Consider the following 15,713-nt stretch of genomic DNA (forward strand, 5'->3'; position numbering starts at 1 on the left):
AGGCCCACCGCATACAGGCACAGAAGAGACGCATCTCCGTAGTCAGCGGGTCTTCTTCGCCCCGGCTCCACTTCGAAGACCGGTGAGCCGGGTAAATCTCCGGAAAAAACTCCCCGCACACAGTTATGCTAAATTTGTTCTTCTCGTGTTTCTTTGGCATTCCTGATCAGCTCCCCGAAACCCTGCCGGACTTTGCTGCTTCACCAATGGATAATAGTTCCATACTCTTAATGTAGCAAAACAGTTAAATACAATCAATTATAGTCTAGTTTTCTGAAGCTGCTGCTTACCTCCCTGGCAAAAAGCTCTTCTGCCAGCTCCAGAGTCTTCAGGAGCGCTTCCGCCTTTTTCAGTGACTCAAAATATTCCCGTTCCGGTATACTGTCAGCAACTATGCCTGCTCCAGCCTGAACATACGCCTTTTTACCATCTTTAATCACCAGTGTACGGATTACAATATTCATTTCCATTTCCCCAGCATAGCCAAAATAGCCGATAGAACCGGTGTAAATACCCCTTCGGGTAGGTTCCAGCTCCTCAATGATCTCCATGGAACGGATTTTGGGAGCTCCGGTAATAGTCCCGCCCGGGAAAGCTGCCCGCAAAAGATCGAAACCATCTTTACCAGGAGCCAGCCGCCCGCGCACATTGGAGACTATATGCATAACATGGGAATATTCTTCAATCACCATCAGTTCATTTACTTCTACAGTACCGTACTGGCAGACCCGACCCAGGTCATTTCTTTCCAGATCCACCAGCATAATATGTTCGGCCCGTTCCTTTTCGTTAGAAATCAGCTCCCGGGCCAGGGCCAGGTCCTCTTCCCGGTTGGCCCCCCGTCGCCGGGTACCAGCTATCGGACGGGTTTCAGCATAGCCTTCCTCGTTTATGCGTACCAGCAATTCAGGGGAGGAGCTAACAATCTGCCAATCCCCGAACTCCAGGTAAGCCATATAAGGCGAGGGATTAACCTCCCGGACAATCCGGTAGAGATTAAGGGGATGAGTGTGAATCTCCCGGCCCAGGCGGATAGATAAGTTGGCCTGAAAAATGTCCCCGGCCTTTATATATTCTTTGCACTTAACTACCATCGCTTCAAACTCTGCCTGAGTCATATTGGCTTCCGGAACAAAACTGCGCTTTAACTCCTTATTTTCCGGCAAAACTACCGCCGGTCGGGCTGGATTATTTTCCAGGTCGCGTAAAATGGCTTCGATTTCAGCCAGGGCCCAGTGATAGTCCTGTTCCAGTACATTCACAATAACTGTGAGGGTCTGCTGCCAGTGGTCAAAAACCAGCAAACGGTCTACCAGCATAAAATACGCTTCCGGCATGCCCAGGTCATCAATAGTAAGTTCCGGCATCCGTTCGAAATAGCGGCCCATATCATAGCTAATAAAACCCATAGCGCCACCGCAAAACTTGGGCAATCCAGGGTAACGTTTAGCAGGATAAAGCTTTAACAGTTGACGCAGTTCTTCATAAGGGTGGCCCTGGTATTCCCTGATAATTTGTCCATTACCATCGTAGACAGTTATCCGTTCTCCCTGGGCCCGATAGACCAGCCAGGGTTGCCAGCCCAAAAAGGAATAGCGGGCATATTTTTCCGTACCTTTACCGCTTTCCAGCAATACAGCCGGTTTCCCTTCCAGGTTCAGTTTATCCAAAGCCTGCAAAGGGCTGAGCCCATGCAAAGGTACTTTTATGCCCACTGGTATCCGGTAGCCTTTTTCTTGAAGTTTTTTAAACTCGTCCCTTGTCGGAAAAAACAAAGCAATCAGTCCTTCCACTTTATCTTGATTTCATCCTAAAAGGAAAGTGGAAGAATGTCAAGAATATTTAGAACTTGACTGCAGTCCCGCTGGCAGTAACCATCAACATGCCCTCACGGACAACTTCATAATCCAGGTCTACCCCTACTACAGCATCAGCCCCTCTGCGCCGGGCCATTTCCGCCATTTCCTTCAGGGCAATCTCCCGGGCCTCTACCAGTTTGCTTTCATAGGCGCCGGACCGGCCACCAATGATATCGGTGACACTGGCAAAAAAGTCACGAACCACATTAGCGCCCATAATGGCCTCACCGCTAACAATACCTAAATATTCGCGAATGGGTTTGCCCTCGACAGTAGGCGTGGTAGTGATAATCATATTCCTCATCCTCCTTCTCGGTGTAATTAAGTTCATTATACTGCAAGAAATCCATAAAAATCAAAAGGAAACATTCCTGGAGAAAAGAATATAACAGACTGCTCGTGAACTTTTTACAATTCCTCCCTTTAATAAAAAATTAGGACCGGCCAAAAAACCGGTCCTTAAAAATTAGTATATTTCCTGTCTTACTAAAGTCTGATTCCTTCTGGTTCCTACCCCTACGATAGATACTGGCACATCGGCCAGCTCTTCAATCCGCTGCACATAAGCTTTAGCCGCAGCGGGCAATTGTTCATAAGCCGTTACTGCCGATAGATCCTCAGTCCAGCCCGGCAGCTCTTCGTAAATAGGCTGACACTGGGCCAATTCCTTCAGACTGGCCGGAAACTCTTTCAGTACGGTGCCATCTGGTTTCTGGTAACCAACACAGATTTTCAGCACCGGCAATCCGGTCAGTACATCCAGTTTGGTCAGGGCCAGAGTATCAATCCCGCTGACCCGCACTGCATACCTCAGGATTACAGCATCAAACCAGCCACAACGGCGGGGCCGACCGGTAGTGGTGCCAAATTCATGACCAGCTTCTCGAATTTGTTCTCCCAGCTCATCCAGCAACTCGGTCGGGAACGGCCCTTCTCCAACCCGGGTAGTGTAGGCCTTGGCAATACCAATAACCTTACTGATTTTTGTAGGCCCTATCCCGGCACCAATACAGGCTGCACCAGCAATGGGATGGGAAGAAGTTACATAAGGATAGGTTCCGTGGTCCAGGTCCAGCAAAGTTCCCTGGGCCCCTTCGAATAGAACATTCTTGCCTTCTTTAATCGCTTCATCAATCAGCAGGGAAGTATCTGCCACATAGGGGCGGAGTCTTTCCCCATAGGCCAGATAGGTTTCGTAAATTTCCTCAAAAGAAAAGCCTTCCGTATGATAAACCCGTTCCAGGAGCAGATTTTTTGCCTTCAGGTTTTGTTCCAGTTTGGCAGCGAACTCCTCCCGATCCAGCAGGTCAACAACCCGTATACCGATACGGGCTGCTTTGTCCATATAGGCCGGGCCTATCCCCCGTCTTGTGGTCCCGATTTTGTTGGCACCCTTGGCTTCTTCCTCTACCTCATCCAGCTTTTTATGGTAGGGCATGATTAAATGGGCCCGGGGGCTTATCCGCAAACCCCGGGTGCTTACTCCCTGTTCAGCCAGGTAATCCAGCTCTTTTAACAACACCTGCGGGTCGATTACCACTCCATTACCAATCAAGCAGAGCTTATCAGGATAAAGAATGCCAGAGGGAATCAGGTGGAGTTTATATTCCTTATCACCAACAACAACGGTATGGCCGGCATTGTTTCCTCCCTGGTAGCGCACTACCAGCTGAGCTTTTTCAGCCAGAAAATCCGTTACTTTTCCTTTCCCCTCATCTCCCCATTGGGCACCAATCAACACTACACTTGCCATTAAGATCCACCTCCACGGTTACAGGCCCAGCCGGCCAAAAATGTAATCCACATTTTTTAAGTGGTATTGATGATCAAATAGTTCCTTCAGCTCCGCCGGAGTTAAATAGCGCCGGATATCCTCATCCAGCAAAAGTAATTCGGCAAAAGACTGTTGCTTATTCCAGGCCGCCAGCGCATTGCGCTGTACCCATTGGTAGGCCTCGGTGCGGGTAACTCCTTTGTCTATCAAAGCCAGTAATACCCGCTGCGAATAAATCAGCCCAAAAGTGCGATTGAGATTGCGCAACATGTTTTCCGGGTAAACAATCAGATTATCTATCACCCGTACAAATAAGCGCAACATGGAGTGTACCAGGGTAGTGGAATCAGGGATGATTATCCGTTCCACCGAGGAATGGGTCATATCCCGCTCATGCCAGAGGGCGATATTTTCCATTCCGGCCAGGGCATTGGCCCGCACCACCCGGGCCAACCCGGCTATCCGTTCACAGGTGATAGGATTGCGTTTATGAGGCATGGCCGAGGAGCCTTTCTGCCCTTTGGCGAAATACTCCTCTACCTCCAGTATATCGGTACGCTGTAAATTGCGAATTTCCGTGGCAAACTTATCCAGAGAGCTGGCCAGCAGGGCCAGGGCATTTAGTACCTCACCATGCCGGTCCCGCTGGATTACCTGGGTCGCTACCTGGGCAGGGGTTAATCCCAGTTTGGCTGCCACCAGTTCTTCCACCCGCGGGTCGATATTGGCAAAAGTCCCTACCGCCCCGCTCAGTTTGGCCACACTGATGCGCCGCCTGGCTTCCTGTAACCGCTCCTGATGGCGCCGCACCTCCGCCAGCCAGAGAGCCAGTTTCAGCCCAAAGGTGGTAGGCTCCCCATGGATGCCATGGGTACGGCCAATCATCAGGGTATATTTATGTTCCCGCGCTCTGCGCACCAGGACCTCTTCCAGCTTTGCCAGCTCCGTTAGAATCAGGTCCAGAGCCTCCCGAATCTGCAGGGAAAGAGCAGTATCCTTGACATCAGAAGAAGTCATACCCAGATGCAGGTATTTGGCTTCTTCACCGATTTCTTCGGAAACCGCCTGCAGAAATGCGATCAGATCATGCTGGGTTTCCTTTTCTATCTCATAAATTCGTTCCAGTTTAAATCCGGCTCTGGCCTTAATCACTTCCCAGGCTGCTGCTGGCACCTGGCCCAGTTCCACCATCGCTTCACAGGCAGCCAGTTCTACTTCCAGCCACTTCTGAAATTCCATTTCCGGTGCCCAGAGCTGTTTCATCTCCGGGGTAGTATAACGGGCTATCACGCCAGCTTTACCCCCTCTTTAGCCAGAATACTGCGGGCCGCCACAACCCCCGCTACTGATGCCTGGGCCAGGCCCCGGGTTACCCCGGCACCGTCCCCGGCAGCATACAGGTTGGTAATTTTGGTCTCCAGCTCTTTATTGAGCTGCAGGCGGGAGGAATAAAACTTCACTTCCACCCCGTACAGCAGCGTGTGGCGGGAAGCCACCCCGGGCGCAATCTTGTCCAGCGCCTGCAGCATTTCCACAATGGCTACCAGATGCCGGTAGGGGAAGACCAGGCTGAGGTCCCCGGGAGTGGCATCTTCCAGAGTGGGACGTACCAGCCCTTTACGTAACCGATCGTAAGTGGTGCGCCGGCCATCCAGCAAATCACCCAGGCGCTGCACAATTACGCCACCACCCAGCAGATTGGCCAGGCGGGCCACATATTTGCCATAAGCAATGGGCTCTTTAAAGGGCTCGGTAAAAGTTTTGCTGACCAGCAGGGCAAAGTTGGTGTTCTCCGTTTTCTTATGGGCGTGGCTGTGGCCATTGACGGTAATCAGGCCATCATTGTTTTCCGTTACTACCTCCCCATAGGGGTTCATGCAGAAGGTACGGACTTTGTCATCAAAGGCCCGGGAGTGATAGATCAGTTTGGATTCATAAATCACTTTGGTCAGGTGCTCCATCACTGCCGCCGGCAACTCCACCCGTACCCCGATGTCCACCGGGTTTACGGCCATCTCCAGCTGCAAACGCTTGGCCTCCTGGGCCAGCCATTCTGCCCCTTCCCGGCCGGGAGCTACCACCACATAGCGGCCAAAGAAAATCCGCCTATCGGCAGTTTCTACACCCTTGATCACATTATCCTCTACTACCAGGCGCTCTACCGCTTCACAGGTATGGACTTCCACCCCTTTAGCCACCAGAGCGTTTTTCATCCGCTCCAGAATCTGGCCGCAGCGGCCGGTGCCCAGATGGCGGATGGGGGCAGGAACCAGTTTTAGCTCAGCCAGCACCGCCTGGCGCTGAATTTCTTCGATAGCTTCCTCATTTTCCATTCCATAAACTTTATCTGGAGCCCCATACTCCAGGTATATACCATCTATATAGTTGATCAACTCAGCCAGTTTGCGTTCACCAATATATTGCTCCAACCAGCCGCCCACCTCAGTGGACAGGGTCAATTTGCCATCACTGAAAGCACCAGCTCCGCCCCAGCCGCAAACAATGGAACAGGGTGAGCAATGGACGCATTTGATGCTCTTTTCCTTGGCCGGGCAGGTACGTTGCGGAATGTCCCGTCCCTTTTCGATGATGAGGATTTTCAGTTTTTCTTCCCCTCTGGCTACCAGTTCCAGGGCAGTAAAGATACCGGCCGGACCGGCACCTATGATGATAACATCATAGTGGTTGCGGACCATGGCAAGTCCCCCTTTTCCCGTAGTTTTTACTCATTGACACAAAAATAACCCAAACAACCACCTTCTGGCTGTTTGAGTGAGCACGGTCATAACCAAAATAATATTAGCATCTATACGGGAAAAAGTCAATTAAATCCGAATAATTATTTTGTATACAGAGATTAATGTTCGGTAATGCTCCCTTGCTAATAGGAATATCACCATAGTGAGTTTATGTCCAATCGCTTTCCACAACCACGGCATTCAAGATAAGGTCCAAACTTACCTTTTTTTGCCTCAAAAAAAGACAGACATGTTTTGCATTTTAAATTTGTATGTTCTAAGTATTTTTTTAATAACCGAACAGTGATCTTGTTATGTTTACCGCAAAAAGTACAAACCAGAACAATTTTATTGTTATATATTAACTGTGGTATTACCTGTTTACCACACTGAGAACAATTTGCCCAAATTTCAACATATTTTTTTAAGGAGTATGCAGGTTTTACTACAAGCTCCCTTGCTAGAGCACCTTCCTTTGTTACAGCAATTTCCCTTTGTACAGAAAAATTGTTATCGTATATGCCTAAAAAATTAACCAGCAGTTTGGCCGCCCGTGGAGAGCAAGCTTTAATAACCAATTTTGTCGGATGCAACTTTGGAGCTCCATATATAATTATTTTACGATCTATAATTATAAAACTGGCAACACAGTCTCTTTGGATATTAATAAATTTGATTCCGGTTATCTTTTCAGGTTCATTGGTTAAAATATAAATACTTAATTTCTTTTCCAAATCTTCTAGTACTACCCGTAAATTTTCTTTTAATGTATTAGGATTTGGTAAAGAAATAATTATTTCATTTTTTGCTTTCATTATTTCTTTAATCCAAACTTCTTCTTTCGTATCTATATACCACTCTATTCCTTGTATCTGCTCTCCCTTTAAGATTTCTTTAATATTTAACCAATTAATTACCTCGCCATTTTTCATTATATAAAAAATTAATTTTAATGTAGGGTTATTTTGATTTAGCTGACTTCTTAAAAAATTGGTATCAGCTATGTTTATTAATTTACCCCTTGCCCTTGTAACCGCTACATTAACTAATCTGTCTGTTTCGTGCCCATTTATTAAAATGCTTGCTTTTTTCTGCGGAAAACTTTCAACTACGTCATAAATGATTATATCCCGTTCTGATCCTTGGAATTTGTGTACCGTAGCTGCAATTATCCTTTTTCCCTTGTCCTGCTGAATATCAGGAAGTAAATCCAAAAGAAGAGCAGAAACTAACCGTGCTTGAGCATTAAAGGGTGAAATATATCCTATCGAAATATTTTGCTCTTTTGTAGCCTTAATTATTAAAAATATGGATAAAAATGCCGAAAAAACGTTAAACCGCGACACTTTATCCCACTCTCTAAAGCCATATGCGCCTAAATTATCTAAATCTATTAAAACTAATGCGTTGCCAGGAAATGGTTTTGAATTTGCAATGGATTGTTTAGATTTTACCGACCTATGATTTGCTAGTTTATCATCATAAAAATTTTTACTGGCAAAATAAGCAATATCCTTATGCATCCTGCGCTGTTCAACCAGCATAACCATATTAGGATGTTTGCCTTTTTCTTTTAAGGCCTTAACTATTCCCGCCTGTTCAAAAATATCTCTTTTCAACCAGCGCTCTATTAATTCGTGTTGTCCTATAGCTATGGGCGGTAATTGTTTAAAATCCCCGCACACAACAACAGATTTTTTAGCTAGAGAAGCAGCAAAAACGACATACGGAATATATGCCATACTAGCTTCATCAACTATTACGACGTCAAATTTTCTATTATAAATTAGACTATTTAAAGCTGCCTTAGAAAGAGTAACTCCTAAGACTTGAGCTTTATTAATATATTCATCTTCCAATAATCTAATATTTTTTCTTATTTCCTTCAATTTATCTTCTATAATTGCCAGTTTTTCTTTTTCATCTTTTGTAGCATTTCCGGATTTAACTTTTTTTCTTAAATATTGCTGTTCATGAAATAGTTTTTCTTTTTCTTTTTTCAGCTTAGGATACTTATGCTCTACTAATTGGGAGGCCGTAATAATTGCGTCGCCTTTCAGTAATTCCGGGAGTTTAGGAACTCCAAATCTAACTATTTTGCCAGGTGTCCACACATTTTTTTGTTGCTCATATATTTTATAAACCAAACCATCGACAGCTGCGTTACTATGGGAAAGCAATAAGACCGTACAATTTTTCGATATACAGTAATCTGTTACTTTTGCTAAATTATAAGTTTTGCCAGTACCTGGAGGCCCCCATATGTATGTAGTTTTGTTATAATAAGCACGAGCTGCCAATTCGGTTTGAACATTCTTAAATTGTAAATTTTGATATATATCATTATCTAAAATATTTTTGCCATCACCGTACAATACCAATCTGCATAACCCATTTTTTTTCGAGTTTATAATATTTTGTAGCCTGTTTTTTAATTCTTTAAGAATATTCCAAGGTTCACAATATAACTCTGCCTCTTCTACTACATCCCCAATATAATCTGAAAGCTCTATTGTAATATCAAAACCCTCTATTGCTAATACTTCACCATATACAGTCTTATTTTTATATACTAATCTTACAGGACTTCCATCAGGTAAGGTTATTTCATCTGCTAATAAAAACTGATAAGTATAACATTGATTTGTTTCTTTTAGAAACTGCCCATCATTAATACGATATTTTGCCCCTTTTTGTTGAAGTTGAGAGATCTCCAAATCAAGCGCTTTAATCATTTCATAAACATCTTTTCTAAAATCACTCATCTCCGCTTCCCCCTGAACAAATTAAATAAATAAATTAAATCTATATGTATATTTTACCATTTTATATTCTTAATGGCAACTATTGTAATATCAATTACTAAAAAAGAGGACTGTCTACAATCTTAGACAGTCCCCTCTCTTTACCGGTCGCAGCGCAGCACCCCTGCTTCTCCCAGGTGTTCCGGCTTCATTTCCCGCAGGATGATTTTCACCGCTTCCGGCGGGCATTTGGCGGTTTCCACAATAGCTTCAGTTACTCGCTTGACCAGTTCCCGCTTTTGTTCCAGAGTTCTACCTTCCAGCATATCAATTTGCACGATTGGCATTTAACATCACGCTCCCTGTCTTTCTAAATTAACAAATTTGGTGAACTCATTGAGAAAGCCCAGTTCCACACTGCCGACCGGGCCATTCCGGTGCTTGGCGATGATAATTTCGGCAATCCCCTTTTTCTCAGTATCGGGATTATAGTATTCCTCCCGGTAAATAAAAGATACGATATCCGCATCCTGCTCAATAGCACCGGATTCCCGCAGGTGGCTGAGGTTGGGCCTCTTATCATGGGTTTGCTCCACCGCCCGGCTCAACTGGGAAAGGGCGATTACCGGCACATTCAGCTCCCGGGCCAGCCCCTTGAGGGCGCGGGAGATCTCGGAAATCTCCTGCTGGCGGCTTTCACTGCGGCGGCTGCCCTGCATTAACTGCAGGTAATCGATGATAACCAGGCCCAGGCCGTGCTCTGCCTTCAGGCGCCGGCATTTGGCCCGCATTTCCAGCACCGAAATGCCCACAGTATCATCGATGAAAATCGGGGCCTGGGCCATAGGACCAACGGCCCGCACCAGGCGGGGCCAGTCCTGTTCCGTCAGTTGACCGGTGCGCAAACGATGCTGGTCCACCATGGCCTCAGAACAGAGCATCCGCTGCACCAGCTGTTCCCTGGACATCTCCAGGCTGAAAATGGCTACCGGTATACCCGCCTTAATGGCCGCATGCTGGGCAATATTGAGACAGAAACTGGTTTTGCCCATGGCCGGCCGTGCTGCCACGATGATCAGATCTGAGGGTTGCAGGCCGGAAGTCAAGCGATCCAGATCGATAAACCCGGTGGGAACCCCGGTCACATCTCCCTTGTTCTGGTAAAGATACTCAATGCGGTCGAAGGTTTCCATCAAAATCTCATGCATGGTAGCAAAGGTGCGGCTGGCCTTGCGCTGGGAAAGGTCATAAATCATCTTTTCCGCCTGCATTAAAATTTCCTCAGCTTCAGCCTCACCTTCATAACCCAGCTGAGCAATGCGGGTGGCTGCGGAAATCAGGGCCCGCAGCAAGGACTTTTCCCTGATAATGCGGGCATAGTATTCCACATTGGCGGCAGTGGGCACGATTCCACTCAAGGTGGCTATATAGGCGGCACCACCCACTTTATCCAGCTGACCGCGCTGTCGCAGTTCTTCGGCTACAGTGATAATATCCACCGGTTCACTGCGGTCGGCCAGGTCACAAATGGCCTCAAAAATCAGGCGATGGGCATCCCGGTAAAAATCCTCGGCCCGGATGATTTCCATAGCTTTAAAAACTGCTTCCTGGTCCAGCAGCATTGAACCCAGCACTGATTGTTCCGCATCCAGGTTATGGGGTGGAACTCTGTCCATTGCCAGAGACACTCTCCCCGCCTCCTCCACTATTGCAGCACACACATTAACTCAATAACTTCCTCGATAGTTTCCACTGCTCTTACCTGACAGTCCGGAACAGCAGCCGGAATATCTTTTTCATTTTCTTTCGGCACCAGCACCATTTTCATCCCGGCCTGGCGGGCACCATAGATTTTTTCCGGTATGCCTCCTACGGGCTTGATTTTCCCCTGGATGGAGATTTCCCCGGTCAAAGCCCGGTCCTGCCAGATCGGACGGCCAGTGATGGCACTGTATATAGCCAGGAATATAGCGGCACCCGCCGAAGGTCCGTCAATGTTGCCACCACCGACCACATTGACGTGGAGATCATAATTATGCAGGTCATCGCCCGTTAGACGGCGCAAGACCGCTGCCGCATTGAAAACCGAATCCCTGGCCATGGAACCGGCCGTTTCATTAAAGCGGATTACCCCTTCCCCGGGTTTACGGGCCGGGAAGGCGGCGGCTTCGATTTCCAGCACCGAACCCACAAAACCGGCCACCCCCAGGCCAAAGACCCGCCCAATCTCGGCAGCAGCTTTGGCCTTAACCTGAACAAAAGGCGTAAGCCTGCTGATGCGGGCCATTTCATAAATATCTTCCAGGGAGATTACAACCCGTTCGCCCTGCTGGCCTCCCTGACGGTATAGCACCATGGCATAGGCATCAGCCAGCAGGTTAATGGCTTTACGGCCCTCGATGGTATACTGGGCAATGGCTTCCGCAACCCCGGGAGCCAGTTCTACCTGCAGCTTGCTGGCAGCATTTTCTACAATGGTAATAATGTGAGCCGGTGTTAGCGGCTCAAAGAAAATTTCCGCACAGCGGGAACGCAGGGCCGGATTGATCTGGGAAGGATCCCTGGTAGTCGCCCCGATGAGGATAAAATCCGCCGGAGCCCCTTCTTCAAAAATCTTGCGAATATATTGTGGTACCCCCGGGTCATTGGGATCATAGTAACTGGAATCAAAGTGAACCCGTTTGTCCTCCAGCACCTTCAACAATTTGTTTTGCAAAAGAGGATCCAGTTCCCCTACCTCATCAATAAACAGAACTCCCCCATGGGCCTCTGTAACCAGACCCAGTTTGGGTTCCGGTACTGCACTTTCCGCCAGATCCCGGCGGGCCCCCTGATAAATAGGATCATGCACTGAGCCCAGCAAGGGGTTGGTTACTTCCCTGGGATCCCAGCGCAGAGTAGTACCATCCACTTCCACAAAGGGGGCATCGGCCTGAAAAGGAGAAGAAGCAACCTTTTTGGCGGCTTCCAGAGCCAGCCGTGCCGCCGTGGTTTTACCCACTCCAGGCGGTCCATAGAGAATGATATGTTGAGGAAAAGGAGAAGCCAGTTTGGCCACCAGGGCAGCCACGGCCTGGTCCTGGCCCACGATTTCCGTAATCTCAGCTGGCCGCAACATTTCCATGGCGGAGCGGGCCAGGCGCTTTTTCTCCATTGCCTCCAGCTCCTCCAGCTTTTTTAAAGTTGCTCCTGTTTCCGGGCCCTGGTTTTCCTTCAAAACCTGCATCCGGATTTCCTGCAGATATTCCTCATGTCTTTCCTGCATTTTTTCCGATACCCGCCGTTCAATCCTTTCTTCCACCGCCTTGCGAGCCAGCAGGTCTGCCAGTTCCTCTTCAACACGAGCCAGAATTCCCGGAATTTCCTCCGGTACAGGCAGGCGTTCCAGGCTGGGGCTATCGAAAGTCAATCTTTCCAGGCCCAGTACCCGCTCGGCCAGATTTTCTGAACGCATCAAATGCAGGGCATCCACTTTTCCAGCCTTCATCACCAGGCGGTCAGTACCATAGATACTGGCCAACAGAGAATAGAGAGCTGCCACCTGTTTGGCCAGCTGTTCCTCTTTGCCCTCCATAGAATCCACATTTTTAGATTTTGCAATAAACTTGTTAAAAAGGCTTTTCATGGATTATTTCCCCTCTGCTATAACTTGCACCATAAACTTGACTGTTACTTTCGGATGAATTCTGGCTACTACCTGATAGCTCCCCAGAGTTTTAATATTTTCCGTAAGCTCCAGCTTCTTCTTATCCACTTTTAATCCATAATTTTTTTCCAGCACTTCGGCAATATCCTTATTGGTAATGGAGCCAAACAAGCGGCCTCCTTCCCCTGCCCTGGTCTTAATTACAACCGTAGTTTCCGCCAGTTTGGCTCCCAGAGCACGGGCTTCCTCCTCCAGGCGCTGTTGTTTTCTCTGTTCAGCGGCTTTCTTTTCATCCAGGGATTTCAACGCACCAGCGGTTGCTTCCACCGCCAGCCCCCGGGGGAAAAGGAAATTGCGGGCATAGCCCTCTGAAACCTCTACAATTTGACCTTTATTACCAAGTTTTTTTACATCCTGCTGTAAAATGACTTTCATCTATGATTTCCCTCCTGTCAGCAATTTTTGACGCCAGCCAAAACCCAGATCCAGAAGACCGATCAGGGCAAACAGCGGTAAATAAATTACTCCCACAAAGAATAAGGAGAGGATAAAAAGCAGACGCAAAAGCGGATTCCAGTAAGGCAAAGTCAAACTAACCAAACCCCAGCCATTGAGGAGGCCCAGGCAAGCACCCAGCCAGAGACTGTTGGCACCCAGAATATTTATCCCCTCAGCCCTGGGGCCCAGCAGTAAAAGCATAAGACCGAGGATAGCCAGCCAGATTAAGTACCAGGGCAGGTTCCAGTATCGTACCGGTACAGGTAACAGCCGGTTTTCTCGCGCCCCCAGTTGCTTGCCGGCAAAGTATGCACTTGTCCAGGCAGAAAGCAATGTAAAGGTTAGTTGCTGCCCTGGAAGCAGGATTACGCTCCAGTACAGCATTTTTTTCGTCTCCTCAGTAAGCATGGCCGTGGCGGGTTGTCCATACATACGGGCCACCAGCTCTGTAATCTGGTGGACTTCCCGGCTTAGTTCCTTATATAGAAAGGCAAGCTGGGCTTGCCAGATCTTCCAGCTCCAGATAATAGAAATCAGATCCCAGAGAAAAAAGAGCAAAGCCAGGGCCCCTGCCATTCTGGCCCAGCCCCATTGCCGGCTGCGTACCATTTGTCCGGTAAATAGGGTTAAGCCAAAAAAACCGGCAAGATAGAACAGATTAGCCCAGTCCAAATTACCAGTAAGCCAGGCCGTTAATGCCATCACTGCCAGCAATGCCCCGGTGCCTGTTAGCAGTTGCGGTAAGGGGCTGTCCACCGCCAGCATTAATAATGGCACCAGCCAGAAAAATTGCAACAAAGTCATCGCTGCAGGCCAAATTATTATCAGTAGAGCCAGTACACCCTGCAAAAACCAGAGCTTCAGCTTGTTTTTATCCATTCCTTACCTCCGCCTGTTTTTCCGAATAAAAGACTAAGTTCGCCATCAATCGGATAATTCCTTTTTTCTGATTAAAAAGGGGAGCAAAATCCCTTTGCTCCCCTTGAGTCAGTTTCACTCCGCAGTAAACGGCAATAAAGCCATAATCCGTGCCCGCTTGATAGCCACAGTCAGCTGGCGCTGGTGTTTGGCACAGTTGCCGGAAATCCGCCGGGGTAAAATCTTGCCCCGTTCGGTGATATATTTGCGCAGTCTATTCAGGTCTTTATAATCAATGGCCTGAACCTTGTCCACGCAGAAACTGCAGACGCGTTTTTTGCCGCGTTTCCGTTCCCGACGCATCGTTTTCCCTCCCTTACCGAGCTTCAGTTTTAAAAGGGCAAGCCCTCATCTCCGTCCGCGAAATCATCAAAAGGCGGTTCGCCATGAAGGTCAGAACCAGGCCCTCTGCCTCCTTCTTTCGGACTTAAAAAGCGTACATTTTCTGCCACTACTTCAGTCATGTATTTCCGGGTTCCGTCCTGTCCCTCAAAGGAGCGAATTTCCAGACGGCCGTCCACTGCCGCCAGTTTCCCTTTGCTGAGATATTTGCTGCAATTATCTGCCTGTGGGCCCCAGACCACCACATTGATGAAATCTGCTTCCCGCTCTCCGGCCTGGTTCTTGTACGGCCGATCAACTGCCAGAGTAAATCTGGCCACAGCTCTACCTGTATTGGTATATCTCAGCTCCGGGTCCCTGGTCAGGCGCCCAATGAGAATAATCCGGTTCAACACGGTTAAAACACCACCTTTAAACCATCACCCTTAGGCATCAACCCGTACGATCAAGTGCCGGACGACTTCGTCGGTAATTTTCAGAACCCGTTCCACCTCAGCAGCTACAGGAGCTTCGGCTTTGAAATTGCAGAGGACATAATAGCCCTCCCGCATTTTGTTGATTTCATAAGCCAGCTTCCGCTTGCCCCAGCGATCCAGAGCGGTGATTTCGCCACCATTGTTTTTGATCAGGTTTTCGAATTTTTCCACCACACCATTGATCGCTTCATCGGTAAGGTTGGGGTTGATGATAAACATCAACTCATAAGCGCGCATTCCTTTCACCTCCTCCCCACGGACTAAACGGCCCTACCTCCAGGATAGAGCAGGGATGATGGGCCCAGAGGCCTCATTTGGTAATTATACCAGATAATCTTGGGTTTGACAAGCATAATTAGACATTAAACTGTGATTATCTTGTGATAATGTCACCTTGTAAAGTATTTTGATAAAATGTCACTATGAGAAACGAGGTGCGTTATCTAATGACACAAAAACAACTAAATAGGTACAAGGTAATTTCTTCCTTAATTGATGGGAAACTATCAATCAGTGAAGCAGCTATGAGCTTAGGTCTAAGTGAACGCCAGATTAAGCGCCTTAAAAAAGGAGTGATGGAACAAGGGCCGGCGTTCCTTATCCATAAAAATACAGGTCGTAAGCCGCAGCATGCGCTCACTGACGAGCTTAAAAGCAAGATTATCTTATTGAAACAGTCCGATAAGTACAAGAACGCCAATTTCAAGCACTTTATGGA

General features: G+C 47.7%; 15 protein-coding genes. 1 reads left to right on the forward strand and 14 read right to left on the reverse strand.

The features are described 5' to 3' along the window. Positions 1-254: 254 nt before the first annotated feature. The 14 genes from trpE to rpsF all read right to left on the reverse strand — a co-directional run bounded on the left by trpE (position 255) and on the right by rpsF (position 15,232). Positions 255-1,793 carry an anthranilate synthase component I gene (trpE, locus tag B5D20_RS12475; RefSeq protein WP_242952077.1) on the reverse strand — a complete coding sequence of 513 codons (1,539 nt, stop codon included), beginning with the start codon at positions 1,791-1,793 and terminating at the stop codon, positions 255-257. A gap of 49 nt (positions 1,794-1,842) precedes the next feature. Further along, the gene (locus B5D20_RS12480) at positions 1,843-2,154 is read right to left on the reverse strand and encodes a YbjQ family protein (protein ID WP_078666549.1); all 312 of its coding nucleotides are present in this window, start codon (positions 2,152-2,154) and stop codon (positions 1,843-1,845) included. Between the two features lie 171 nt (positions 2,155-2,325). Then, positions 2,326-3,612, reverse strand: a complete 1,287-nt coding sequence (locus B5D20_RS12485; protein ID WP_078666550.1) for an adenylosuccinate synthase — start codon at positions 3,610-3,612, stop codon at positions 2,326-2,328. An 18-nt stretch (positions 3,613-3,630) separates the two neighbouring features. Further along, on the reverse strand, positions 3,631-4,923 hold the full coding sequence (purB, locus tag B5D20_RS12490) for an adenylosuccinate lyase (RefSeq protein WP_078666551.1): 1,293 nt from the start codon (positions 4,921-4,923) through the stop codon (positions 3,631-3,633). Continuing rightward, complete coding sequence (locus tag B5D20_RS12495) at positions 4,920-6,329, reverse strand: NAD(P)/FAD-dependent oxidoreductase (protein WP_078666552.1); 1,410 nt, start codon at positions 6,327-6,329, stop codon at positions 4,920-4,922. The genes purB and B5D20_RS12495 overlap by 4 nt, the downstream gene beginning before the upstream one ends. A 197-nt stretch (positions 6,330-6,526) precedes the next feature. Continuing rightward, positions 6,527-9,136 carry an AAA domain-containing protein gene (locus B5D20_RS12500; RefSeq protein ID WP_078666553.1) on the reverse strand — a complete coding sequence of 870 codons (2,610 nt, stop codon included), beginning with the start codon at positions 9,134-9,136 and terminating at the stop codon, positions 6,527-6,529. A gap of 140 nt (positions 9,137-9,276) precedes the next feature. Further along, positions 9,277-9,462, reverse strand: a complete 186-nt coding sequence (locus tag B5D20_RS12505) for a 4-oxalocrotonate tautomerase (RefSeq protein ID WP_078666554.1) — start codon at positions 9,460-9,462, stop codon at positions 9,277-9,279. Between the two features lie 6 nt (positions 9,463-9,468). Continuing rightward, positions 9,469-10,797 (reverse strand): replicative DNA helicase, encoded by a 1,329-nt coding sequence (dnaB, locus tag B5D20_RS12510; protein ID WP_078666562.1) that lies wholly within the window; start codon positions 10,795-10,797, stop codon positions 9,469-9,471. 23 nt (positions 10,798-10,820) lie between these two features. Next, positions 10,821-12,740 carry a Lon family ATP-dependent protease gene (lonC, locus tag B5D20_RS12515; RefSeq protein WP_078666555.1) on the reverse strand — a complete coding sequence of 640 codons (1,920 nt, stop codon included), beginning with the start codon at positions 12,738-12,740 and terminating at the stop codon, positions 10,821-10,823. Positions 12,741-12,743: 3 nt separating this feature from the next. Continuing rightward, the gene (gene rplI / locus B5D20_RS12520; protein ID WP_078666556.1) at positions 12,744-13,196 is read right to left on the reverse strand and encodes a 50S ribosomal protein L9; all 453 of its coding nucleotides are present in this window, start codon (positions 13,194-13,196) and stop codon (positions 12,744-12,746) included. Beyond that, a complete protein-coding gene (locus B5D20_RS12525; RefSeq protein ID WP_078666557.1) occupies positions 13,197-14,138 on the reverse strand; it encodes a DUF2232 domain-containing protein in 942 nt (313 codons plus the stop codon). It abuts the gene before it with no gap. 114 nt (positions 14,139-14,252) lie between these two features. Beyond that, complete coding sequence (gene rpsR, locus B5D20_RS12530) at positions 14,253-14,480, reverse strand: 30S ribosomal protein S18 (RefSeq protein ID WP_078666558.1); 228 nt, start codon at positions 14,478-14,480, stop codon at positions 14,253-14,255. Positions 14,481-14,509: 29 nt separating this feature from the next. Continuing rightward, positions 14,510-14,914 (reverse strand): single-stranded DNA-binding protein, encoded by a 405-nt coding sequence (locus tag B5D20_RS12535; RefSeq protein WP_078666559.1) that lies wholly within the window; start codon positions 14,912-14,914, stop codon positions 14,510-14,512. Between the two features lie 30 nt (positions 14,915-14,944). Then, entirely contained in the window at positions 14,945-15,232 is a 288-nt protein-coding gene (gene rpsF / locus B5D20_RS12540) for a 30S ribosomal protein S6 (protein ID WP_078666560.1), read from the reverse strand. 209 nt (positions 15,233-15,441) lie between these two features. On the opposite strand from rpsF, the gene B5D20_RS12545 reads away from it, so the two are divergent. Continuing rightward, positions 15,442-15,713, forward strand: a 272-nt coding sequence (locus B5D20_RS12545; protein WP_143311870.1) for a helix-turn-helix domain-containing protein, incomplete at its 3' end; no start/stop codon positions are given.

Origin of the sequence: Carboxydocella sporoproducens DSM 16521 (assembly GCF_900167165.1) — a bacterium.
Classification (GTDB): domain Bacteria; phylum Bacillota.